This is a genomic window from candidate division KSB1 bacterium (genome assembly GCA_034506335.1).
Classification (GTDB): Bacteria; Zhuqueibacterota; Zhuqueibacteria; order JANLFK01; family Oleimicrobiaceae; genus Oleimicrobium.
Map to the genome: position 1 here is coordinate 106,564 of JAPDPR010000004.1, position 23,787 is coordinate 130,350.

13 protein-coding genes are annotated in these 23,787 nt (G+C 61.3%); 2 read left to right on the forward strand and 11 right to left on the reverse strand.

The window, feature by feature from the left end; genetic code table 11:
• Window positions 1-42: 42 nt before the first annotated feature.
• Together ONB25_02865 and ONB25_02870 are read left to right on the forward strand one after the other, a co-directional pair.
• On the forward strand, window positions 43-2,121 hold the full coding sequence (locus ONB25_02865; GenBank protein ID MDZ7391826.1) for a hypothetical protein: 2,079 nt from the start codon (window positions 43-45) through the stop codon (window positions 2,119-2,121).
• Window positions 2,122-2,134: 13 nt separating this feature from the next.
• Window positions 2,135-3,349: a hypothetical protein gene (locus ONB25_02870; GenBank protein MDZ7391827.1), complete on the forward strand. Its 1,215-nt coding sequence runs from the start codon at window positions 2,135-2,137 to the stop codon at window positions 3,347-3,349.
• A gap of 12 nt (window positions 3,350-3,361) precedes the next feature.
• On the opposite strand, the gene pbpC is transcribed toward ONB25_02870, so the two are convergent.
• The 11 genes from pbpC to alr form a co-directional block, all read right to left on the reverse strand.
• On the reverse strand, window positions 3,362-5,680 hold the full coding sequence (gene pbpC, locus ONB25_02875; GenBank protein ID MDZ7391828.1) for a penicillin-binding protein 1C: 2,319 nt from the start codon (window positions 5,678-5,680) through the stop codon (window positions 3,362-3,364).
• A gap of 51 nt (window positions 5,681-5,731) precedes the next feature.
• On the reverse strand, window positions 5,732-11,356 hold the full coding sequence (locus tag ONB25_02880; GenBank protein ID MDZ7391829.1) for an MG2 domain-containing protein: 5,625 nt from the start codon (window positions 11,354-11,356) through the stop codon (window positions 5,732-5,734).
• Window positions 11,357-11,615: 259 nt separating this feature from the next.
• Entirely contained in the window at window positions 11,616-13,823 is a 2,208-nt protein-coding gene (locus ONB25_02885) for a PBP1A family penicillin-binding protein (protein ID MDZ7391830.1), read from the reverse strand.
• A gap of 74 nt (window positions 13,824-13,897) precedes the next feature.
• Window positions 13,898-14,683: a UDP-2,3-diacylglucosamine diphosphatase gene (locus ONB25_02890; protein ID MDZ7391831.1), complete on the reverse strand. Its 786-nt coding sequence runs from the start codon at window positions 14,681-14,683 to the stop codon at window positions 13,898-13,900.
• Between the two features lie 204 nt (window positions 14,684-14,887).
• Complete coding sequence (locus tag ONB25_02895; GenBank protein MDZ7391832.1) at window positions 14,888-17,374, reverse strand: ATP-dependent Clp protease ATP-binding subunit; 2,487 nt, start codon at window positions 17,372-17,374, stop codon at window positions 14,888-14,890.
• A gap of 84 nt (window positions 17,375-17,458) precedes the next feature.
• A complete protein-coding gene (locus ONB25_02900) occupies window positions 17,459-18,559 on the reverse strand; it encodes a protein arginine kinase (GenBank protein MDZ7391833.1) in 1,101 nt (366 codons plus the stop codon).
• Entirely contained in the window at window positions 18,546-19,079 is a 534-nt protein-coding gene (locus ONB25_02905; GenBank protein ID MDZ7391834.1) for a UvrB/UvrC motif-containing protein, read from the reverse strand. The genes ONB25_02900 and ONB25_02905 overlap by 14 nt, the downstream gene beginning before the upstream one ends.
• A complete protein-coding gene (locus ONB25_02910) occupies window positions 19,076-19,780 on the reverse strand; it encodes an ABC transporter ATP-binding protein (protein ID MDZ7391835.1) in 705 nt (234 codons plus the stop codon). Before ONB25_02910 ends, ONB25_02905 begins: the two co-directional genes overlap by 4 nt.
• A gap of 3 nt (window positions 19,781-19,783) precedes the next feature.
• Window positions 19,784-21,028: a lipoprotein-releasing ABC transporter permease subunit gene (locus ONB25_02915; GenBank protein MDZ7391836.1), complete on the reverse strand. Its 1,245-nt coding sequence runs from the start codon at window positions 21,026-21,028 to the stop codon at window positions 19,784-19,786.
• A gap of 7 nt (window positions 21,029-21,035) precedes the next feature.
• Complete coding sequence (lysS, locus tag ONB25_02920; GenBank protein MDZ7391837.1) at window positions 21,036-22,562, reverse strand: lysine--tRNA ligase; 1,527 nt, start codon at window positions 22,560-22,562, stop codon at window positions 21,036-21,038.
• The gene (alr, locus tag ONB25_02925; protein MDZ7391838.1) at window positions 22,555-23,688 is read right to left on the reverse strand and encodes an alanine racemase; all 1,134 of its coding nucleotides are present in this window, start codon (window positions 23,686-23,688) and stop codon (window positions 22,555-22,557) included. Before alr ends, lysS begins: the two co-directional genes overlap by 8 nt.
• Window positions 23,689-23,787: the final 99 nt, after the last annotated feature.

Consider the following 23,787-nt stretch of genomic DNA (forward strand, 5'->3'; position numbering starts at 1 on the left):
TCAGCGCCGTACAAAACCCCTCACGAAGGTTGGAGAAGACTGATGAGAAAGTTGACGATGGCTCTTCTCGCAGGAAGCATTGCTGTGACGATGAGTTCATGCATCAGGAAGGTGGGAGTGAACGATATGCACTATGTGCAGGAGCGGCACATCGCAGCGGTGGTTTCCGAGTTGGTGAAAAAGCATGGCGAGGCGCAACGGGAACGTATCGAGCGGGGCGTGCGTCAGGTGGCGCACATGTGGCAGCAGCAGGACGGACCACCCGAGGCCTTCATGGCGTTCTGCACGGAGCATTTCATCGCCGACACGGCAATGCTCACCCAGGTGACCCAGAGGTATGAACAGAACTTTGAGAGCATCTTCGGGCACTTCGCGGAGATGGGGCGCGAGTTGCGCCAGCCCTTGGACCTGGACCTGGGGCCAATCTTGCCCATCGACTACCTCTTTGCTGAATTCAGCCCGGCTGCCCACCTGATGGAGGATCTTTTCCAAAAGCGGATTGCCTTTGTGGTTCTGCTTAATTTTCCCCTCTACACCCTCGAAGAGCGCCTTGCCCTGGGTCCAACCTGGACCCGCCAACAGTGGGCGCAGGCGCGTTTGGCTCAGACCTTTTCCGCGCGAGTGCCCGCCACGGTTAACCAGCGGCTAAGCCAAGCGTACGTGGGTGCTGATGACTATATCAACAACTATAACATTTTCATGCACCATGTGCTTACGGAGGAAGGTCAGCGACTCTTCCCGCCGGGGATGAAGCTCATAAGCCATTGGAATCTCCGTGACGAACTGAAGGCTCAATACGCCAATCCTGAGGGTCTGCGGCGACAGAGGATGATCCAGCGGATCATGGAGCGCATTATCCTGCAGGAAATCCCGGCGGTGGTCATCAATAACCCGGCCGTGGACTGGAAGCCGGTGAGCAACACGGTGACCCCCGCAGCGGTGCAGGATGTAGAGGGTGTAGCAGCGCCGGCGCAGGTGGAATCAAAGCCCGAACCGAATCGCCGGTATGAGCATCTCCTCACCATTTTCCGCGCTGAGCGCGAGGCCGACCCCTACTATCCGACGATGCCCACGCTCATGGACCGTCGGTTTCAGCGCGACAGAGAGATGCCGGAGGCTACCGTTGAGGCTCTTTTTAAGCAGGTGTTGAGCTCACCTGAAGTAGCGCGCACTGCACGCCTCATTGAGAAGCGTCTTGGCAGGCCTCTGGAGCCTTTTGATATCTGGTACAACGGCTTCAAGCCGCGCGGCGCCTATGCGGAGGCCGAGCTGGACAAAGTAGTTGCCCGTCGGTACCCCAACCCGCAGGCATTCGAACGGGACCTGCCACGTATTCTCGGTGCCCTCGGTTTCTCGCCGGAGCAGGCGCGTTTCCTCAGCGAGCGGATCGTCGTTGATCCGGCACGCGGAGCTGGTCATGCCTGGGAACCTGGTCGCCGGGCCGACAAGGCCCACTTGCGCACGCGCATCCCTGCTTCGGGGATGAACTACAAGGGCTATAACATTGCCATTCACGAGTTAGGCCATAATTGCGAGCAGGTTTTTTCGCTCAACAAGGTTGATCATACTCTCCTGCGTGGCGTCCCCAATACCGCTTTCACCGAAGCGTTTGCGTTTGTGTTCCAGGCGCGGGACCTTGAGCTTCTTGGCCTGCGGGGCAAGGATCCAGCGGCCGAGCATCTCCGTGCCCTGGATAACCTGTGGGCAACCTACGAAATCGCGGGTGTCGCCCTAGTGGACATGCGCGTGTGGCGCTGGATGTACGACCACCCCCAGGCCTCTCCTGCGGAGCTGAAGGAGGCCACCGTCCACATTGCCCGCGAGGTGTGGAACGAATTCTATGCGCCCGTTTTTGGCCAGAAAGATGTGGTCCTGCTGGCCATCTACTCGCACATGATTGATGCTGGGCTTTACCTGCCGGATTATCCGCTCGGGCACATCATCGCCTTCCAGATCGAGCAGTACCTTGCCGGCAAGAATCTGGGACAGGAGATGGAGCGCATGTGCCGGCTCGGTGCCCTCACACCCGAGGCGTGGATGCGTCAGGCGGTGGGTTCGTCCGTGTCTGCAGAACCATTGTTGCAGGCTGCCGATCGTGCCCTCAAGGTGTTGGCATCGTAGCGCCCGCGGTGCGATGGCAGAGCGTGGCCACCGTGCGGGCAGGGGGGGCATTACCTTGGGGGGGCTCCTCTGCACCGCAACAGTAGCAGGCCTCCTGTGGCTGGCTTGTGGTAAGCGTCCAGTCCAGACAACGGCCATCGTGGCCAGAGCCCCGAAGGTACCAGAGCGCGGAGCGGAGGCTGTGACGGGCCTGGCGCACTTTGGCTTTACTCACGGCACGGTGTGCTCGTCTGATCCAGGCACGCTCAAGTCTCTGTTGGACGTCGCCCACACGTCGGGGACACTTCTCCATGTGGGGGACCCAGCCTTTCTTGACCCCTCTGTCCCCTTGGATTCTGCGCTATCCCGGGCCGACAGATTGGTCAGGTCATGTGCGCGCCATCCTGCCTGTGCGGGCTACTGGTTGGGGCCGGTGGCAGACACAGCCCTGTTCGCGCGCGCCGCGGTCATTAGACAGCACCTGGCCGCGGCGGACCGGCAGCACCGAGCATTGCTGGCCATGAGCGTCAAAGGCGATCTGCATACCCGCATCGCCCATCTCAAGCCCGATGTCCTCGTGTTCGACGAGCAGGGGGTGGAAGGAGGTGTTCCGGCCGCTAACTTTTTTGCCCACCTTGGGGAAATGAGACGTCTCGCGCTGGCGGTGCACCTGCCCTGGTGGGGAACCGTAGTCGAGGCGAGGGAGGGCGACCAAACTGAGCTGCGTGACCACTTCCTCCGCTTTCAGGCCATGAGCCTCCTTGCATATGGGGCACAAGGCATCGAGTGGGGGCTGGATTGGGGCCTGTTGCACTCCTGGGCCACGATGCACGGCCCGGCCGTTTCTGTGGCAAGAACTCTGCGTGAAATCAACGATACCGCGGGCGCCTGGCTGCCAATTCTCGCCGGCACCTCGTGCGTCGCCGTCTTCCATAGCGATCCAGTGCCTGCGGGGCAGGAGCGGGTGAATCTGGAGGGAACCGTCTACCGCATCGACGGAGAATACGTGACCGTGGCATTCTTTCGCGGCGCGCGCAGGAGGGAACAGTACCTCATGGTGCTGAATCGCAACTACATGCGTGGGGCGAAGCCGCGACTTTTCTTCAGCGAGCGGGTGAAGGGGCTTGCAGAGATTGCGCCCGAAGGCGTGGCGCACATGGCGGTGAGCTTCTCGTCGGAGGAGGATGGGCACCAGGCGTCGATCTTGCTCAAAGCGGGCGGTGCCCGCCTTTTCCGCATGGTCTTCTAAGTCAGGGGCCCCTCAAAGCACGGTAATGTGGACCGGTTTGCTCACCAACACCAGTCCACCCGCCTCCGCCTTCGCTTGTACCCGATGAGCGCCTGGGGCAAGGGGCCAGCGGGCGCAGAATGGGTAACCCACCGTGCACACCAGGGAATCGTCCACCCACCACGAGAGGCGTGTCACACCGGGGGGGACGACCGCCTGCAACTCCAGCGTCTGAAACTCGGGACGCAGGACCGGATCAAGCCTGTAGATGTCTCCCTCATCCGGAAAGGTGATGACCGGCAGTTCGGGATTAGACTGGGCCCCCTGCTGTTGGGCAGGCGGTAGGCTCGGCGGTCGAGGTACGCCGGCGCTCACCAGCCACTGCTCGTACTGCGGAGGCCAGACTTCATAGACTACCACCGCGCCTTTGGTTTCAGCCCGCGTTGGCTCGGGAAAGGGGCGATGGACAGAGCAGGTGCGTGTTGGTTCGGTGCCCGCAACAAAAAACTCCCGCACCGTACCCGGACAATATGGGCCTGGCAATTCTCCGGAGCGGGCGCAGATTTCTCTCTCCACCACGCCAAATGGAACCGCGAAGGGTTCTGGCCAGGCCTGGCGATGCAACAGCAACATGATGTCCCGAAAGAGCAGGCCTGCCCCACTTATGCCGGATACTTTTTGCATGGCTTCGCCGCTAAAATTGCCGACCCACACCCCTACGGTGTAGCGAGTCGTGTAGCCCACAGCCCAGTTGTCTCTGTAATCCTTAGAGGTTCCGGTTTTGGCGGCGCACGGAAATGGGAGCTCCAGGGCGTTGCCCTCACCGAATGCCGGCATCCTTGCCTCGCGGTCCGCGAGGATACTGGTGAGGAGATAAGCAACTTGGGGGGAGAACAGCTGCCGGGTTTCGGTCTCCGCCGTATCGGCCTGCAGCACGTTCACCCGGTGGAACGCTCCGCCATTGGCGAGGGCGGAGTAAGCCAAGGTCAACTCCAGAAGTGTGACTTCGCCGTTGCCCAGCGTCAGACCCAGGCCATAGTGGCTGGCCGGCTTGCTGAGGCTTGCAAAACCTGCCCGGCGCAACTTCGCCAGCAAGAGCTCGGGCCCCAGCTCCTCCAGGAGGCGGACCGCAGGGACATTGTAGGAGCAGGCGAGGGCGACACGCAGTCGGACCGGCCCGTGAAAGAGTCGGTCATAGTTGTGCACGCGAAAGTCGCCGCCCGGGCCCGCGGCGTGCGTCTCGATATCCGCAAGGATGTGGGCGGCAGTCCACCCTTGCTCCAGGGCAAGGCCGTAGGTGAATGGCTTGATTGTCGAGCCGGGTTGGCGCAGCGCCAGGCAGGCATTCACCTGCCCGTGGTGGGCCTCGTCAAAGTAATCCGCCGAACCTACCATGGCCAGCACGGAGCCATCCTTGTTGTCCAAGACCAACGCACCGGCATTGGTCACGTTCCGGCTCGCCAGTAGTTGCACATGACTCCTGAGCAGGAGCTCGACCTGCTGTTGCACGGTGAGGTCGAGGGTGGTTTGGACGACTCCTTTGTCCGGCAGACCGAGGCCCCGGCAGTTGCTCACAAGCCAGTCGCAGAAGTGGGGAGCAAAGAAGGAACGTTCCGGAGGACTGAGAGAGAGCTCCGCGTTACATGCCTGGGCGTAGGTGACGCTGTCGATCATCCCGTGGCGCAGCATGGCCCCCAGGACCTGGCCTTGGCGTCTCCTTGCCCGCTCTGGATAACGGTAGGGGTCGTAGCGCGCCGGTGCCTGCGGCAGCCCCGAGAGCAGTGCGGCCTCAGCAAGAGTGAGATGATGAGCCGGCTTGCCGAAGTAAAGGCGTGCCGCAGCCTCGATGCCTACGGCGTTGTTGCCATACGGAACACGGTTCAGGTATTGGGTGAGGATCTCCTCCTTGCGCAGGGCAAGTTCTAATCTCACCGCCAGGATCATTTCCAGTGGTTTTGCCCACCATCTGCGGGGCAAGTGATAGAGGAGCCGCGCCAGCTGCTGCGTGAGGGTGGAGGCGCCGGAGACAATCCGGCCGGCACGCGCCGCCTGCACCGCCGCCCGCACCAGGGCCACCGGGTCAATTCCCCAGTGGCGGTAGAAACGGTGATCCTCCACGGCCACAGTCGCCTCGATCGCGTACGGCGACACCTCATTGAGCTCCACCCACTGCCCGCGACCTTCACCCAGCACCCTCTCCTGGAGCAAGCGGCCGTGGCGATCCGTGAGCCGCAGCACCTCGCCGCTGGTGCGATTCGCAAGCTCACGCGGCAACGGCACCAGGAGCAGCGCCAAGACCCCCGTACTCAGCATGCCGACCAACGCCGCCAGGCGTTTTGCAGTTCGGGCCATAGCCATCGGTTTTCTATGCGCCCTCTGCCTTGGGCCTAACCGCGAAGGGCTTCATTGGCCCCCGCGCACTGTCACCCTTGCCCCCGCCAAGGTGCCAAATACCTCGGGCTCGTACATCTGCCCGGCGTAGGTGGAGGGCATGCCAAAATCACCCACGGTGGTTGCGCGCGCCAAATAGGTGTACGTGTGAACCCCAGCTCGCAAGTAGTTCGCAAACAGCACCACACGATCATCGCGTAGCTCCACGTGGTCAAACTCCCCCCACCAGGAGCTTTCCCCTATCCCTGAACCGGCAAACTGGGCCGCTTCCGCTGAGGCGGTCTCCAGCGTCACATTTACTGCCTCGAGTCCTGCGGGGAGGGGGTCGTCCACCACGACAAAGGGTCGCCCTTGTGGCGTGATCACCTTGAGCTCCACCTTGAGCAATGCCCCGGGCGCGAACGTGAGCCCTGTTATCTTTCCGGAGAGGGGGGTTATGGTCTTCAATACCGTGATTCCCTGGTCGCGGGTACTGGGAGCGGCAGCTGGGAAATAGTTCATGCGCAGTCCGTAGTACAGCTGGCCCGTGCCCGATTTTTCCACGTCCACGGGCACGCGTTTCCCCTTGGGGAATTCATCCAGGCCAAGAGTTGCGCGCCTCAGGGAGAGCTCGCGCCCGGCAAAGGTCTCACTCAGCAAAGTGCGCTCACCCACGCGCAGCTGAGCCTTAAAGTTGGGGACATCCTTCTCGTAGATTGCGAAGTAACGGGCCAAGGCCATGAGGGCAAACACGTTCTCCTGGGTCGTGCGCCAGGGTCCGTTCTTGCGCTGTTCCAGGAGCCAGGCAACCGCCTTGTCGTCCAGCGGGAAACCGCCGCGTGTCTCCAGCAGAGCCTCCAAGATTACCGCCGTTGTGCGCACGTCCGAGTGAAAGATCCACACCAACTCCTCTGGCCTCTCTTCTTCGAAATGGGCAGTTGTGGGGTCCACGCGGATGGCGTTTTGTAGGAAGTCAGCGAGCGCCTGTTGGTGGTCTTTGGCCAAGCCGGCAGCCCACAGTGCCCTGAGGAGCATCGCTTTGCCGAGGAGTGGGAGGCGGGTGCGTTGCTCGTAGAGGTACTCCAAATACCCCTTGTCTGGCTCCCCTGCTTTGGCCAGCACGTAGGCGGCCAAGGCCTTGGTGACCAGCCAGGACCGCTCGGGCAATGCGTGGGGTGCGGTGCCGTATTTCTCGCGCAGAAACTCCCTCAGGTACTTTATGCCCAGGCGGAACATCTTGTCGTCAACAGGATAACCACGCGCGCGGGCTTCAACGAGAGCTTGCATGGCATATGCTGAGACAAAAGGAGAAACGCGGGTCTCACCTGGCCAGTAGGCAAATCCCCCATCGGGGAGCTGGTAGTTTTTGAACTCCCTCAGCGTCTGTGTGGCCACCTGGGCGAAATCGGCTCCTTCGAGCGCAGGCAACCGAAACGCACGCACCAGGTCGCCAGCCACTATCATGGGTAACACGGCTGAGACACGTTGCTCGAGGCAGCCGTAAGGGTACGTCAGGAGGTACTCGGCTGCCGACGCCAGCTCCGTCATGGCAGAGGAGGAGAGCCACACCTCAAGGGTGCCCATCCCCGGCACACAGTCGGCCGGCACTACGATCGCCTCCTTTACTCGAAGGGCGGTACGGCCAGCGGTGGCGACCGTCTCTTTCGGATGCGGCGCCTGGAGAGGGAACGACACCCTCACTGCGTCCCGTAGAGCTCCCATCTCGGCGACAAAGGTCACCGTTGCTTCTCCGATCTGCCGCACCTCCACGGGGAACCGGACTTCCTTGGCTTGCCCCGCGCCTACCACAAGTTCTGCACTGGCCTTTCCTTTGAGCACTAACCCTTGGGCGCTCATGCTCAGTTGCACCCGCCCCTCGTGCGCAGTTTGGTTGTGGACTACCGCGCCGGCCTCAAACACATCGCCAACCCGGGCGAAGCGGGGCAGCGCCGGCTGCACCAAGAGGTCCTTGTTCACCACCAGCTCGCTTTCGCCGGCACCAAACCGGCTATCGCTGGTATGCGCTACCGCCATCACCACAAAACGCGTGAGGTTGTCAGGCAAGCGGAACGTCACGGTGGCTTCTCCGCGCTCGTCGGTGAGGAGGGAAGGATTCCAGTAGGGGGTGAGGACAAAGCGCGAGCGCAGGGCTTGTGCCGCAATACCTGCGCCTGCACCGCCATCGCCACCGCGGTCTTCGCCTTTCTCTCCGTAATTGCGTTGCTCCACTACGTGCAGCCTGGTTTCGGCCGTTTGCACGCTCAGCGGCCTCGGCCCATAGAAGGCTGCGAAGGGATCGGGTAGGCGGTATTTCGTCAGGCTCAGCACTGCGGCGTCGACCACGGCCAGTGCCACCTCGCCCCTGGCCGGAAGCCCGGCTCCATCACGGAGCCGCACGGTCACCGTCACCTCTTCACCAGGCCTGTAGGTCACCCGGTCGGTCCGTACCTGGACGTTCAGGTGCTTTGTACCCGGGTCCACAGTGAGGCCCACATAGCCGACTTTGAAGGCGGGCCTGCCCACGTCGGCCCCTTCAGGGGAAAAGACATGGCTGGCGGTGCGCCCTTTCAACAAGATGACGGACACAAAGACGTTGGGCAGGTCTTGGGAGGTGATCGGCAACTCGATGCGCGGCGCCGTGCCCTTGAGCTGACGCACGAAATGCCGCAACACCGTTTCCCGCTCCACAGTCACCAGCGCCTGGGCTTCTTCAAAGGGGGATTTCACCAGGATTGTTGCGACCTCGCCTGGTCGATAGGAAGGGCGTTCGGGGACGAGCTCCAGTAGATCGTCGTCCCTCCGCTCCCAGGCCGCATAGCTCTTTCCGCTCACGTAGAAGGGGGCCCAAGTGGAGACTATGTTGCCGCGCCGGTCTTGGGCCTCTGCGCGGATAAAGTAGGATCCGGCCTTTTCGGGCACAAAAAAGACCTCTTTGGCTTCGGTGGCGCTGAGGACCACGGCCGAGTCAACGGTGGTGTCCACGGGTTTGCTGATCCATTCGTACCGCCCGCCAATGCCAGCCTTGCGCACTGAGTGGTATTGGCGGTGCACCAGGCTGATGCGCACCCGCCGATTAGGTATTGGCTTCCCGTCTGGGTCTACCGTGATGACGCGAAAGGTAAGCGGCTGCCGTTCTTGCCTCACGGTTGAGGCTAGTTGGATGCCGATGTAGTACTCGCCCGGGTGCAGTGGGGCAGTGGCGATGGTGCTCACGTGCTGTCTGCTGGCGCTCTCCACGTCGGCAGATATGGATACTTGCGAGGCCCCATGCGGCCTGAATCCACCCAGCCAGGTGGCGATACCAAAGGTCCCGTTCTTGTCCAACTTTACCCTGCCCGAATTGAGCAGCCGCATGCGAGGTTCGACCTCCTCTTCCTCGGCCAGCATCCAGTCCTGGACGCCGAAAAAGTAGCCTTCGTACCCAGAGGGTGAAAAATCCCCAGGTCCCACTCGCACCCACCACTCGGCGGTGTGCTCCGACATTGCGCCGCCGAACAAGTAGCTGCCGCTGACCGTGGCGCGCAGCGTATCCCCCAGCACATAGCCGCTTCGGTCTGGCCGCACGTTCACTTCGCATTCGGCCGGCCGAAACGCCTCCACCCGAAAGACCCCTTCAACCAGTGGTTCTCGATACACGCCCTTGGGCGGAGGCGACGTGCCCGTGTCCACAGTCACCCGATAGTAACCCAGCGGTGCGTCCGGTGGGACCGGGTAGTCGAACGCCAGCGACCCGAACGCGTTGGTGCCCAAGACTTGCTCCCATGCTGCCTGCCCACGAGAGTCATAGACCTTTACCTTGGCAGGCAAGCCGGCAGGAGCTTCCCATTCTGCGCGGACCTTTTCGCGCACAAGCACCTTCACATGGGCCGTGTCACCGGCGCGGTAAAGGTTACGGTCCGTGAAGAGTACGCCCGCATACCGTTCGGGTTCAGCCCGCCAGTCATAGTCGATGCCAAATCGGTAGGGATAGATGCCGGTGCCCCAGTCGGAGGCGGTGTAGGCGACGTCGCGGCCATTGTAGGCCAGAACCCAGACGCGGGGTTTTTCCCACGCGCTCACGGGCCGAATGCCCAACCTGCGCCAGCCAGGTGCCACTGCCAAACCCTGGGCATCGGTGACAGTCCTGTAGTAGACGCGGTTATCATCGCCCCGCAGCTCCACTACTGCTCCTGCTACCGGCGAGGCATCCGCGAGGCGCGTCACGTAGATCAACACGTCATGAGGCGCAAATTTGGCAGTGACACCTAACTCCGTGACCTGGAGCAGGGCCTTGCACACCTCGCGGCGCGGGTCAGGCAAGAGGTTGTCCACTTGCACAAAGACCAGTCCGTGCTTGGCCCCTGCCAACACCCAGTCGACGTTGATGGGTACCAGCTTACGCTCGTTGCGCTTCCCGGGTAGTTTCCAGAGACGGTCGACCAGGAAAAAGCTTCCGGGCAGCCTCAAGGTGCTGTTGAACAAATCCGGCTTAAGAAGCAACGGGATGAGGGAATCGGGCAGAATCCTGGCCAGTTGCAGCTGGACGCTAGGAAGATTCACATATTCCATCGGATAGCGACGGTCTCCCAGAGCTTCCATTACACCGGGGCCGCTGGTCATGATCAAGGTGCTGGGGTAGGGCCCGGTGCTGAAGGTGAGCCGCACTGGCTTTGGCAGGCGGTTGCCATGGATGTCGGCCAGTGAATCGTCCAATGCGACCTGATAGGTCGTATCGGGCAAGAGTGGAAGCCAGAGTTCGATGACCTCTGCGGGGTAGCTTCGCTCGAAGTAGCTTTCCGGTATTTCCACAGGTGGTGTAAAATGAATGTGTTTGACCAGCTCGGCGGGAGTCACCGGATTGCTGAACTTGAATGAGAGGGCCTCCTGTGGGTTGTGCTGCACCTGTTGGCGCATCTCGAGCAGGCGAAGGTCCCCGTAGGTTTGGAAGGCGAACCGTTCATTGCGAGTCAAACCTAGCTCTCCTTGCGCCGCCAGCAGCCCCTCGCGCAACACAACCTCATAGCTGGTTTGGCGGCGGAGCCGCGTCTTGGGGCTGAGCACGAGCACGGTGGTGCTGTCCCCTTGGACGCGCCAGTCGCGGTCTATTTCCCGGCTCGTTGGGTGCCGCACGGTCCACTGCACCGCACGCCCGCTTTTGCTCTCGCGCCAGACCAAGAAAGGCGTGGCACGCGCGGGCGACATAGGCATGTTGAAGTAGAGGACGACTTCGGTCTCCAACAACACACCGACGGCACCGTCTTCTGGGGAGGAGTGCCTAAGTTCCGGGCGTGGCGTTTCAAACTCCCACACAACATCCTGCGCCAAGGAGGCGCCACTTACGGAAGTGATACCAGCCGGCACTTTCACGGTGAAGCGGGTGGCATACGGAAGGGTGTCTTTAGGGGCAAAGGCCAAAGTAGTGGTCCCGAGCCAGCGGTATATGCCCGGCGTAGGCGGGGCGATGACCAGCGGCCCCTCGGTGCTTAGCTCTGCCAAGGCTTGCAGAGGCACCATCGGCTGGTTGAATGTGACCAGAATGGCTCGGCAATCAGCACGCGAAGCCACTGGACCCTTAGGTGTGGTAGCCACCACGGCCAAGGGCTCCTCCTGGCCGGCCAGTCCGTAGCCGTTCACCGACAGCAGGAATAACAGCGGCAAGAGACTCACTGTGCGGTTCATTGCCCGTTCTCCTTCATGTGTGGCAGGCATGCGGTGCATGAGTCCACTCGGGGAGTGCCTGCTGGTGGGTCATCGCGGACGGCGCCCGCTTCCTATGTCCGGCTGGACGGCTCCGAGGCTAGCCCTCGGTTCGTGTGACCATCCTTGTAGGCAACGCCACTATGGATGGCCACACTTGGCGGAAAACGCGCCGAAAGCGCTAAAGCCCTTGCCGCGTTTACACCCTAGAGCTCTGTGGGTCCAGCCGGGATGGCTCGCATCAGAAGCGCACTTTTCTCGTGGTCCCCTTTTCACCCCCCTCCTGTGGCTGAAGCGGCTGGCCGCCATGTTTCTTACAAAAGGTCCGCGGAGATTGCTGCACCGGAAACACCTCTTCGACTATCTGCGGGCAGGACTCGGTGGCCAACTCCTTAGTCTCGCTGCAGATTTCCACTCGCACCACGGTAGGGGGCATTACAAAGTCTTCCACAGGCAACTGGAGGGTGTCGTGGGCTGCCTTCATGAACGGTGCCCAGATGGGGAGCGCTGCCACTGCCCCTGACTGGCCTCCCCCCAGAGTGACCGAAGGGTCGTCCACTCCTACCCATACGCCGGCTGCGATTTGCGGGGTAAAGCCCACAAACCAGGCGTCGGAGAAATCGTTGGTGGTGCCGGTCTTGCCGGCGGCAGGCCTGGTAAAGCCATACAGGGTGCGCGCCAAGCGCCCAGTACCACGACCCATGTCCAGTACCCCGCGCATCATGTCGGTAATAATGTACGCACTCCCTTCAGACAGCACCTCCTGCGGCGCCGGGCGATACTCTTGCAGAACGTTTCCGAACTTGTCCTCCACGCGCAAGATGGCCACGGGGCGCATGAGCACTCCGCGGTTAGCGAATGCGGCAAAAGCTGAAACCATTTCTATGGGGATGACCGTCTCTGAGCCCAGCGCCATGGCAGGCACGGGCGAAAGCGGCGTCGTAATGCCTAATCGCCTGGCGTATTCCACCACCACTTCGGGTGGGACTGCTTCTAACACCAACCGCGCGGTGACGAGGTTGAGTGACCTGGCGAGCGCTTCGCGCAGAGTGGTCTTCCCGCCAATTGAGCCGTCATAGTTGGACGGCGTCCAGCGCTGGCTGCCAGGAATATCCAACACCACCGGCTGGTTGAGCAACTCGTAGCACGGCGGATAGCCGTTGTCGATGGCGGCCAGGTACACGAAAGGCTTGAACGCAGATCCAGGCTGTCGCTGCGCCTGCGTGGCTCTATTGAACTCGGACTCGCGAAAATCTCGTCCCCCGACCATGGCGAGAATATGACCCGTGGACGGGTCAATAGCTACCAATGCCACCTGCACCTTGGCCTTTTCGTTGAGCAGGGAGTCCACAAAGGCCCTGTTGCGGATGAGCGTCCGTACATTAGTCTTCTTCAGAAGCGAGGGGGGGACCAGTTTGGCAAACTCGGTCTCCGGGTGGGCAAGGATCCAGGCGCGCTGCCGATTCTCCACCGTGCCAATGTGCCCGGCAATGGCGCGATTGGCGCATGCCTGCACTCTCGTATCCAGAGTCGTGAACACACGCAATCCGCCGGTGTAAATGTCCATCCCGTAGCGGGCGATCAGCTCGCGTCGCACGTGCTCGGCAAAGTACGGGGCCAACTCTTCATGATTCGGCTCGCGGCTCACCACTCCCAAAGGTGCAGCGATGGCCTCCTGGTACTGTTCCTCGTTGATGTATTTCAGATCCCTCATGCGCCGCAGCACCAGATTGCGGCGACTCATCGCCCGCTCGGGGTACTTGAAGGGAGAGTAGTAGCCAGCGTTGGGGAGCAGAGCGGTCAGAAGAGCAGCCTCCGGCAACGTCACCTCCTGAATATGTTTGCCGAAATAGTAGAGTGAAGCAGCCTCAACGCCGTATACCCCTGGGCCCAAATACGACTGGTTAAGATACATCTCCAGAATCTCGCGCTTGCTGTAGGTGCGCTCGATTTGGATGGCGGTGAACACTTCTTTAATCTTCCTGCCGATGGATTTCTCTTTGGTCAAGTACAGATCGCGGGCAAGTTGCTGGGTGAGGGTGCTGACGCCCCGGGGTGTCCTCATGCGCAGCATACCGCCCAAGGTCGCCTTGACCCAGCGCTGCGGTACCACTCCCCAATGGCGGAAAAAGCGATGGTCCTCCGACGCTAGCACGCTCTTCCATACATAGTCCGGCATCTGGGCGAGGGGCACCAACACCCTGTTCTTGACGAAGAACTCCTTGAACACCTGGCCATCGGCCGAATAGAGCTTTGTTGCCAGCTCAGGGCTATACTCCTCAAGTTGCCGCAAAGAGGGCAGTTGCCGTGTGAGGGCAAACAAGTAGCCGATGACTGCGACGCCCAGCAAGCCTACTGCCAGCCGGACGTAGCGCCTCAGCCGGCGTCCTTCATTAGGTCCGCCCTCACCGAAAGTAGCGTGGAGCGAACGTCGTATTTTTCTCTTCATGCAGCCTCACCAGTGAAAGTCTCGATTTCGCGCCGAGCGCTTCTCTTATGTCCAAAGTGCCAGCGCGTGTGGACTCACCTCTGTGTGCTGGGCAGTGGCAGGTGTGCTATCTCCCTGGCACCTTGGTCACCCATCCACTCCTTAAGCCACACCCCGTTTTGGTCGACAAGCCCAAAGGTGAAGTGGGTGATCCAATCGCCCGGGTTGAGGTACACTCCGTTCGCGATTGGCTCACACGTTGGCTCGTGCGTGTGGGCCAGTACCACCACATCGTGGCCACGTGCAATGGTGTGCTCGGCATACGCACGGTAGTGCTGGCGTCCGCGAAACTCGCGCTGCGCTCCATGGTTCCTGCTCAGTGTGGAGAAGAACTCTGCCACTGGCACGCCCAGGTCCGGATGGACCAGGCGATACATTGCCACGCCCACAGGGTGCTGCAACACGCGCTTTAACAAGCGGTAGCCCCGGTCCCCGACATCGATGCCGTCCCCATGGCGCACAAAGACGCGCTGTCCTGCCACGTGGCCCTGGAAGGTATGCCGATGGACCACAAGGCCCACTTCTTGGGCCAGAAAATCGCGCATCCAGAAATCGTGATTGCCCGCAACGTAATGGACCTCCGTGCCGTTGTCCACCAGGTCAGCAAGCAGACGGAGGGTGCGGAAATAGCGATTGACCACTGCGTGGCGATATTCAAACCAAAAGTCGAACAGGTCGCCGCAGATGCAAAGTACGGCCACGTAGGGGGCGGCCTGAGTTAGGAAGCTATGTAAGCGGCGCACTTTTTCCTGCTCGGCCGCCTCTGCGGTGCCGCGCAAGTGCGCATCGGCGATGAATAGCGCGTGTGCCGCTGTCGTCATGGTCAGCGCCTCATCCTCTCCAGTGCGACAGAATGTAACGAACTAATAAGCAACATGCAAGTGTTTCTTCACCGCCCCCCTGGGTGAGGCCCCTCGCTGCGGTGCCCCGCAAAAAAAGCGCCCGCTCCAGAACTCCGATCCCCTTGCGGGCGAGTATCCTGGAACGGGTGCATAGGGTGCAGATGTCCGCGCCGAAGCCGCGGCTCAGTTGTTGACGATTTCCGTACGGCCCTCTTCGCGGGGACCTTCGTGACGCGGCTCTTTGCGCGCTACCTCGGTGAAGGTCAGCTTATCGCCCTTGTGCCCGATGCGAATACGGCTGCCGTCGCCGAAGCGACCGCGCAGTATCTCCTCCGCGATGGGGTCCTCCACCAACTTCTGGATGGTGCGGCGCAGCGGGCGGGCGCCAAACACCGGATCAAACCCTTTCGTGGCGAGGAGCTCACGAGCCCCCTTCGTGATTTCCACCTCAATGTCGCGGTCCTTGAGCTTGGCGGCCATCTCGTCGATGAGAATGTCCACGATCTTGACGATGTCGTTGAGGTTGAGGGCGCGGAACACCACAATCTCGTCGACGCGGTTCAGGAACTCCGGGTTGAAGATGCGCTTCACTTCGTCCATGATGCGCTTCTTCATGCTCTCGTAATCGGAGCGCTCATCGCCCTTGGAGAACCCAAAGCCGCCCGTCTTGCGAATTTCCCGCGCGCCGATGTTGGAGGTCATGATGAGGATGGTGTTCTTAAAGTCCACCTGCCGCCCCAAGCCGTCGGTCAGCCGGCCGTCGTCCAGAATCTGCAACAGGATGTTGAACACATCTGGGTGTGCCTTCTCGATCTCATCGAAGAGCACCACAGAGTAGGGGTGACGGCGGACCTTCTCGGTAAGCTGCCCCCCTTCCTCATAGCCTACGTACCCTGGGGGCGCGCCGGTCAGACGCGAGACGGAGAACTTTTCCATGTACTCGGACATGTCGATGCGGATCAGCGCCTGCTCGCTCTCGAACAGATAACGCGCCAACTCCTTGGCCAGCTGCGTTTTGCCCACTCCGGTTGGACCCAAGAAGATGAACGAGCCGATGGGGCGATTCGGGTCCTTGAGTCCCGCGCGCGTGCGTTGAATGGCCTTGGTCAGCACGCGGATGACCTCGTCCTGGCCGATGATGCGCGCGCGGAGCTCTTCCTCCATATGCAGCAGGCGCTCCGACTCCGACTGCGCCACCTTTTGCACCGGGATGCCGGTCATCATCGACACCACTGCCGCGATCTCCTCCTCGGGCACGGTGGCCACAATCTTCTGGTCCTCCTCCTCCCACTTTTTGCGCGCCTCTTCCAATTCGCGGAGCAGGCGTTTTTCCTGGTCCCGCAATACTGCCGCCCGCTCAAAGTTCTGGCTGGCCACCACCGCCTCTTTCTCACTCTGCAGCCGCTTGATCTTCTCCTCGAGGTCAGTGATGGCCTTGGGCACCACGATGTTGTTCAAGTGCACACGCGCCCCTGCCTCGTCCATCACATCGATGGCCTTGTCGGGCAGGTAGCGGTCGGTGATGTAGCGCTCCGATAGGCGTACCGCTGCCTCGATGGCCTTGTCGGTGTATTTGACGTGGTGGTGTTTCTCATACCGGTCCTGGAGGCCCTTGAGAATCTGCAGCGTCTCCTCTGGTGTGGGCGGGTCGACCATGATCTTCTGGAAGCGCCGATCCAAGGCCCCGTCTTTCTCGATGTACTGCCGATACTCGTCCAAGGTGGTGGCGCCGATACACTGGAGCTCGCCCCGCGAGAGGGCAGGCTTGAACATGTTGGAGGCATCCAGAGAGCCGGAGGCGCTGCCCGCCCCGACGATGGTGTGCAGTTCATCGATGAACAGGATGACGTCCTTGGCCTTGACCAGCTCGTTCATGATCGCCTTCATGCGCTCTTCGAACTGGCCACGGTACTTGGTGCCGGCTACGATGGCCCCCAGGTCCAGGGTCACCACGCGCTTGTTGTGCAAGACGCGGGGCACCTTCTTCTGCACGATGCGCAGGGCCAAGCCCTCGGCGATGGCGGTCTTGCCCACGCCCGGCTCGCCGATGAGCACGGGGTTGTTTTTCTTCCGTCGACTCAGCACCTGCGCCACGCGCTGAATCTCTTCGTCCCGACCGATGATGGGGTCCAGCTCTCCGCGACGCGCCAGCTCGGTCAAGTCGCGACCAAAGTGGTCCAGCGCCGGCGTCTTGGAGCCGCGCTGCGAGGAGAGCTCCTTGTCAGAAGACATTCCGCCTTGCATGATATTCTCCAACTCCTGGGCTACCGCCTCATAGGTCACATCAAACGTGTGTAGCACCTGGCTGGCAATGTCCTCGCGCTCCTTGACCAGAGCCAGCAGCAGGTGCTCGGTGCCGATGATGTCGGAACGATACCGCTCCGCCTCGTTGTAGGCCATCTTCAGCACCTTTTCCGCGCGGCGGGTGAAGGGGATGTTGCCGTAGGTGGTTGTTTCGCCGGTCACCCCCAGGGCGTCCTCCACAGCAGTGCGGATTTCGTCCAGGTCGCACCCCAGACGCTGCAAAATGGTCACGGCCAGCCCTTCCCCTTCCCGAATGAGGCCCAACAGGAGGTGCTCCGCCCCGATGTGATCGTGTCCCAGCCGGCGGGCCTCGTCCCGCGCCAACTGGATGACCCTTTGCACCCGCTGGGAAAAGTTGTTTCTCATGGCAGCCACTCCTCTATTTCCTGGTCGCCCGTCCAATCCACCCACCACCCGGCACGCGGACGACGACTCCTTTCCCTCTTCATCTCAAATGCCCAAATACTCGCGCACGAACTGGGCACGGTAAGCGTCGCGTTCTTCTCCTCCCATCTCCCTGCCGGCCCGCTTTTGCAAATGCGCCGGCAATGCAATCACCAATAGCTCGTTCAGCGCCCTGCGAGGGATGGGCGGCAAAAGCCCCATGTCGCTTCCCACCCGGACCGCTGAGAGCAGGTTGGTCAATTCCAGGGAGGAGAGAAGCTGGGCATTCTTCAACACCGCTATTGCTCGGTAGACCACATCTTTGAGCCGCAGCGGCCTTTGCTGAAGCAGCCGCGCCCGTGCTTCGCGTTCCAAGGCCACCAGGCGCTCTGCAATCCCCTGCACCCGTTTGACGATCGCCTTCTCGGCCCTCCCCAGCGTGAGCTGGTTGGAGATCTGAAATATGTGCCCCTGCACGCGACTGCCTTCGCCGTAGAAACCCCTCACCGTGATTTCGCTTCCGGCGAATTCCTTTAGAGCCTTGTCCACCTCATCCAGAATCGCCAATCCCGGCAGGTGGGCAAAGATCGACACCCGCATCCCGGTCCCGGTGTTGGTGGGACAGGCAGTAAGGTACCCGAACTGTTCCGAAAAATCATAATCCAGCACCGCTGCCAGGTCTTCGTCCAGGGCGCTCAGGACCTCCCATGCCTGGTCGATGCGCAATCCAGAGCAGATGACCTGCAGGCGCAGGTGGTCCTCCTCGTTGACCATGACGGCCACGCTCTGCGTATGGTCAACGAACACCGCCGCCTGTTCGGTCCGTTCGGCCAACTGCGGGCTAATGAGCCTCCGCTCCATGAGGAACCGCCGGTCCAGCGGCGACAGGGCGTCCACCGCGATCTCTAGCCCCTTGGCCAAAGCAGGACTGGTAGCCGTTGCTTCGGCCACCTGGGCGCGCACCTTTTCGCGCTCCTCGGCGGGGGCTGTTCCAGGGAAGCGCACGCCACGCAGGTTGCGGGCCAACCGCACTCTGCTGGTGATGATGATATCAGCCTCGGGACCGCTGCCGTCCAACCAGCTGCACAGGTGCTCTTCTAAGAACCCGATCGCCTGCGCGGCGGCCGTTCGTGCCCCCGTGCCTCTGTGTTCTTCATCGGCTTCCATGATTCGGCCTGGCGCGCTGACGAAGCTGAGCCTCCAGATCCGTAATCAAATCCCTCAGGCGTGCCGCCTCTTCGAATTCCTCCTTGGCTACCGCCTCCTGGAGCCGCTGCCGCAACTGCTCGATGTTGGGGTGCTCTTTTGCCTCACGGAATGCAGGCGGACGCGTGCCAATGTGCTTATTGCTCCCATGAATGCGCCGCAGAATAAACTTGAGGTCCTCAGAGAAAGTTTCATAACACCTCCCGCACCCCAACAGCCCTGTGCGCTCAAAGTCGTCCTTCGTGATGCCACAATGTTCACACTTGAGTGAGCCCACCGTGCGGGTGGTCCCCGCAAGCTGCGCGCCAAGAAAGCCCACAATCATCGCGCCGAAGGCAGAGGGGAGCGCCCCGAACGGGATGCCTAACCCCTTCTCCTCTGCGCACTGCTTGCACAGATGGAGCTCCGTGTGCTCATCGTTTATGACCTGGGTCAACTTGAGCGTAGCCGGGTTGACCCCACACAGGTCACAGAGTATCATGGCCGCTTTGCCACCGTGTTGTTCTTGATCCGCCCGTCATAAAGCTCGACGACGCGGTCTGCCTGGCGCGCCAATTCCAGGTTGTGCGTCACGATGATCAGCGTGCGATTATGCTTTCTGCTCAGCTCCCACATTAACGCGTTCAGCGCCCGGCTGGACTGCAGGTCGAGGTTGCCGGATGGCTCGTCGGCCAGAACGAGCTGCGGCCGGTTGATAAGGGCGCGCGCCACGGCCACGCGTTGCTGCTCGCCGCCCGACAGCTCGGACGGTCGATGCCCGGCGCGGTTTTCCAGCCCTACTTCGGCCAGCAGGGTCATGCCCACATCCTCCAGCTCCCGGCGCGGATAGCCGGCGATCATCCCCGGAAGAATCACGTTCTCCAGAGCCGTCAACTCCGGCAAGAGGTGGTGAAACTGGAACACAAACCCGGCCCGCCGGTTGCGAAACTCGGCCAAGGCGCGGTCATCCAGGGCAAACACGTCCTGCCCATCGATGAATACCCGACCCTCACTGGGACGATCAAGGGCGCCCAAAATGTGCAGCAACGTGCTCTTGCCCACCCCGGAAGGCCCCACCACAGCCACGATCTCGCCTTCCATCACCTCCAGGTCGATCCCCTTGAGCACGTGCAGGCTACCTCGCCCCATGGGGTAACTCTTGTGCAAGTTCGATGCAACCAGTACCGGCTTCTGCTGCGCCATTCTCTACTCGTATCGTATCGCCTGCACCGGATCCAATCGCGAGGCTTTCCACGCCGGATACAGGGTCGCCAAATAGCTGATGAGAATCGCCGCCAGGCTCACCCACACAAAATCCGTCCACTTCATCAGCACAGGGAGGAAGCTGATGATGTACACATCGCCTGGCAGAGAGAACCACTTGTACTCCAACTGCGACCAGCAAAGCACGTACCCAGCGACGCACCCCAACACCGTGCCGACAGCGCCGGTGATGAGCCCTTCCAACACGAAAATCTTCATGATGCTGCGCGCTGTTGCCCCCATGGACTTGAGGATGCCGATCTCCTTGGTCTTTTCCAACACGATCATGATCAGCGTGCTGGCGATGTTAAAGGCCGCCACCATGATGATCAGGCTGAGGATAATGAACGCGGCCCACTTTTCGATCTGCATCCAAGAGAAGAGATTGCGATTCATGTCGAACCAGGTGGTGGTACGATAGGGGTACCCGAGGCGATTGTCGATCTGCTGCGCCACCCAGCGGGCATGAGAAAGTTGGTCCAACCGCAACTCCAGGCCAGTCACCGCCTGCCCCATCTTGAAAAGCTTCTGGGCGGATTCCAGGGAGATGTAGGCAAAGGTGTCGTCGTACTGGTAGAGCCCCGTCTGGAAGTAACCGGTCACCCGGAACTGCATCACCGGGGGCATGGGGCCAAGCAGCCCGGTGACGCCCACAGGACTGATCACGGTGACCTTGTCACCAATACCCACCACAAGCTTGTCCGCCAGGTTGAAGCCGAGGACAATTCCTGGCAATGGGCGCTCCCCTTCACCCCCTTCAATCATCCCCAGGTCAAGTGAGCCATAGACGATATTCCGTTCCAGGTCGGAGACCTTGACGACCGTAGCCGGGTCCACCCCTTTCAAGATCACGCCTTCGCCGGTGCTTTCCGACGAGCGTATGAGGCCTTTGTCCACGATGTACGGTGAGATCCCCAGGACGTGTGGCACGTCCTGGATCTGGGCCACCACTCGCTGATAGTCCTCGATGCCGCGGTCATGGTAGGTGCCTACGCGCACGTGCGCGTCAAAGCCGACGATGCGCGATCGCACCTCGCTTTCAAAGCCGTTCATCACCGAGAGCACAATAATCAACGCTGCTACCCCGATCATCACGCCCAGCACGGAGATGTAGGTGATCAGGGACACAAACCCGGTGCGACGCTTGGAGCGCAGGTGGCGACTGGCAATGAAAAGTTCGAAGCTCATGGTTTTCTCAGTGCTCTGGCCGCATGTGCGGGAAAAGGATCACATCCCGCAGGGAGTGGGAATCGGTGAGCAGCATTACCAAGCGATCCACGCCGATACCCAGACCTGCGGTCGGCGGCATCCCATACTCCAAGGCCCGGATGTAGTCTTGGTCCAACACCTGTGCCTCTTCGAACCCGGCCTCGCGCAGGCGCATCTGCGCCTGGAAGCGTGCCAGCTGGTCAACGGGGTCGTTAAGTTCCGAAAATGCGTTGCCGATCTCCTGTCCGGCGATGTAGGGCTCAAAGCGCTCCACCAGGCGCGGGTCGTCACGATGTTTCTTGGCCAATGGAGATAGCTCTATCGGGTAGTCCATGACGAAGGTCGGTTGCACCAGGTGGGGCTGCACACAGCGGCTGAATAGCTCGTCGATGATCTTCCCCCTGTCCCAGAAACCCTCGACTTCCACCCCCTGTTGGCTGGCCACAGCTCGTAGTTCCTCAACGTCGGCTCCAAGGAGGTCCTTGCCGGTGTACTCCCGCAAGGCGTCGAACATCTTCAGGCGCCTCCAGGGCGGTTTTAGGTCGATGCGCTGCCCCTGGTACACGATCGTGGTGCTACCTGTGACCTCTTCGGCGATGGTGCTGATCATCTGCTCCACCAGCTCCATCATGAAGTAATAGTCCTCGTAGGCCACATAGAGTTCCATCATGGTGAACTCGGGGTTATGGGACCTGTCCATCCCCTCGTTGCGAAAGTCCTTGCCGATCTCGTACACCCCTTCGAAGCCGCCGACGATCAGGCGCTTGAGGTATAACTCGTCGGCGATGCGCAGGTAGAGCTTCATGTCCAGCGCGTTGTGGTGGGTGATGAACGGCCTGGCCGTGGCCCCTCCGTAGATGGGCTGCAGCACAGGGGTCTCCACCTCTACGTAGCCACGCTCGTCCAAGAACCGGCGCATGGCGCGCACAATCTGGGTCCTTTTGAGAAAGACCTCCCGGACCCACGGGTTGACCACCAGGTCAACGTAGCGTTGTCGATAGCGCAGCTCCACATCGGCAAACTGGTCAAAGACCTGACGCTGGCCATCTATCTCGCGCTCCTTCACTATCGGGAGAGGACGCAGGCTCTTGGCGAGCAGGCTAAACTCCTTGACCAGCACCGTAATCTCGCCGGTCTTGGTGCGAAAGACCTCGCCCCTTACTCCCACAAAGTCGCCGATGTCGACAAGGTCGAATACCTCGTACGCCTTCTCGCCCACGTGGTCGAGGCGGACGTAGACCTGAATCTTTGCGGAGGCGTCGGCAATATGGGCAAAGGTGGCCTTGCCCATGCGCCGCAAGGACATGACCCGTCCGGCCAGGGCCACTTCCTTGCCCTGGTAGCCGGCAAAGTCATCCAGCACCTGCCGCGCCACTACCGTGCGCCGGAAATGATACGGGTACGGGTTGACCGCCAGCTCTGTCAGGCGCGCTAACTTCTGGCGGCGCACCCGCATCACTTCATTCAGTTCCTCGGCTGCAACCGTGACAGCGTTTTCCTCGGGATTATCCATCGCTTTTGTTGCCTGTCGGCTGCCCTACGTACACCCTCGGCACGCGGGCCGAAACCCAGCAGGTGACCTCGTAGGGGATGGTGCGGAGCATTTCACAAATGGAGTACATGCTAATTTCCTCTTCCCCCTGCCGGCCAAGAAGCACCACTTCCTCGCCGGGCTGGACCTCACTGTGTGGGCCCAGGTCGACCATGATCTGATCCATGCACACCCTACCCACGACGGGGTAGCGCTTGCCTCTGATCAGCACCTCCGCCTGATTGGAGAGCAAGCGGTTGTAGCCATCAGCATAGCCCACCGGGAGCGTTGCGATGGTGGTGGACTCGGTGGCGATAAACTGCCGGCCATAGCTGATGCTGGTGCCGCGCTCGATCTTCTTTACGAAAAGCACCCTCGTCTTCAACGTCATCGCCGGACGCAAGGGGACGCTCCGGCTCACTTCCGGCGACGGATAGTAGCCGTACATCATCACCCCAGGCCGAACCATGTCAAAATAGCTGGCGGGGAGATCCAAGATCGCCCCGCTGTTGGCCGCGTGCCGCAGTAGCTTAAACCCCAGCTGTTGAGCACCGACGAGCACCTGATTGAAGCGGGCAAGCTGCAGCTCGGCAAATGCCTTGTCCTTCTCATCAGAGGTGGCAAAATGGGTGTAGATGCCTTCGGCGCGCACTCCCTCCACTGATGCCAGCCAGCGCAAGAAGTCGACGGCCTCCTTCCAGTCCACCCCCACGCGACCCATGCCCGTGTCCACCTTGACGTGCACCGGCATCGGTCGGTTCGCGCGCCTGGCCTCTTTCGCCAGGGCCTCTACTGCCTCGCGCGTGTAGACAGTAGCGATGAGGTGGTGTTCCGCAAAGAGCGGCGCCTGCTCTGGGACTGTGCCACCGAACACCAGAATTGGCGCTTTCACTCCCTGCGCGCGCAACTCCGCCCCCTCCTCCACCAACGCCACCGCCAGGTAGTCGGCACCGCTGGCCAAAGCCGCCGTCGCCACCTGCGCCGCGCCGTGCCCGTAGGCATTGGCCTTCACCACCGCCATGACGCGGGCGGGGGATACCTTCTTTCTGATCTGCGCGATATTGTGCGCGATGGCACCCAGGTCGATCTCCGCCCACGTGGGCCGCACCTTCTCCTCCGTTCCTCAGCGCTCCGTTCTGTTCTTTAGCCGATGTGCGCCAGCCATAGTACGCCCAACGCCACCGTCAGCACAGTGATGGGGACGCCC

Excerpts from the sequence above, each read along its gene's own strand:
- ONB25_02865 (MDZ7391826.1), top strand. The coding sequence starts at position 43 with ATGAGAAAGTTGACGATGGCTCTTCTCGCAGGAAGCATTGCTGTGACG.
- ONB25_02870 (MDZ7391827.1), top strand. The coding sequence starts at position 2,135 with ATGGCAGAGCGTGGCCACCGTGCGGGCAGGGGGGGCATTACCTTGGGG.
- pbpC (MDZ7391828.1), bottom strand. The coding sequence starts at position 5,680 with ATGGCCCGAACTGCAAAACGCCTGGCGGCGTTGGTCGGCATGCTGAGT.
- ONB25_02880 (MDZ7391829.1), bottom strand. The coding sequence starts at position 11,356 with ATGAACCGCACAGTGAGTCTCTTGCCGCTGTTATTCCTGCTGTCGGTG.
- ONB25_02885 (MDZ7391830.1), bottom strand. The coding sequence starts at position 13,823 with ATGAAGAGAAAAATACGACGTTCGCTCCACGCTACTTTCGGTGAGGGC.
- ONB25_02890 (MDZ7391831.1), bottom strand. The coding sequence starts at position 14,683 with ATGACGACAGCGGCACACGCGCTATTCATCGCCGATGCGCACTTGCGC.
- ONB25_02895 (MDZ7391832.1), bottom strand. The coding sequence starts at position 17,374 with ATGAGAAACAACTTTTCCCAGCGGGTGCAAAGGGTCATCCAGTTGGCG.
- ONB25_02900 (MDZ7391833.1), bottom strand. The coding sequence starts at position 18,559 with ATGGAAGCCGATGAAGAACACAGAGGCACGGGGGCACGAACGGCCGCC.
- ONB25_02905 (MDZ7391834.1), bottom strand. The coding sequence starts at position 19,079 with ATGATACTCTGTGACCTGTGTGGGGTCAACCCGGCTACGCTCAAGTTG.
- ONB25_02910 (MDZ7391835.1), bottom strand. The coding sequence starts at position 19,780 with ATGGCGCAGCAGAAGCCGGTACTGGTTGCATCGAACTTGCACAAGAGT.
- ONB25_02915 (MDZ7391836.1), bottom strand. The coding sequence starts at position 21,028 with ATGAGCTTCGAACTTTTCATTGCCAGTCGCCACCTGCGCTCCAAGCGT.
- lysS (MDZ7391837.1), bottom strand. The coding sequence starts at position 22,562 with ATGGATAATCCCGAGGAAAACGCTGTCACGGTTGCAGCCGAGGAACTG.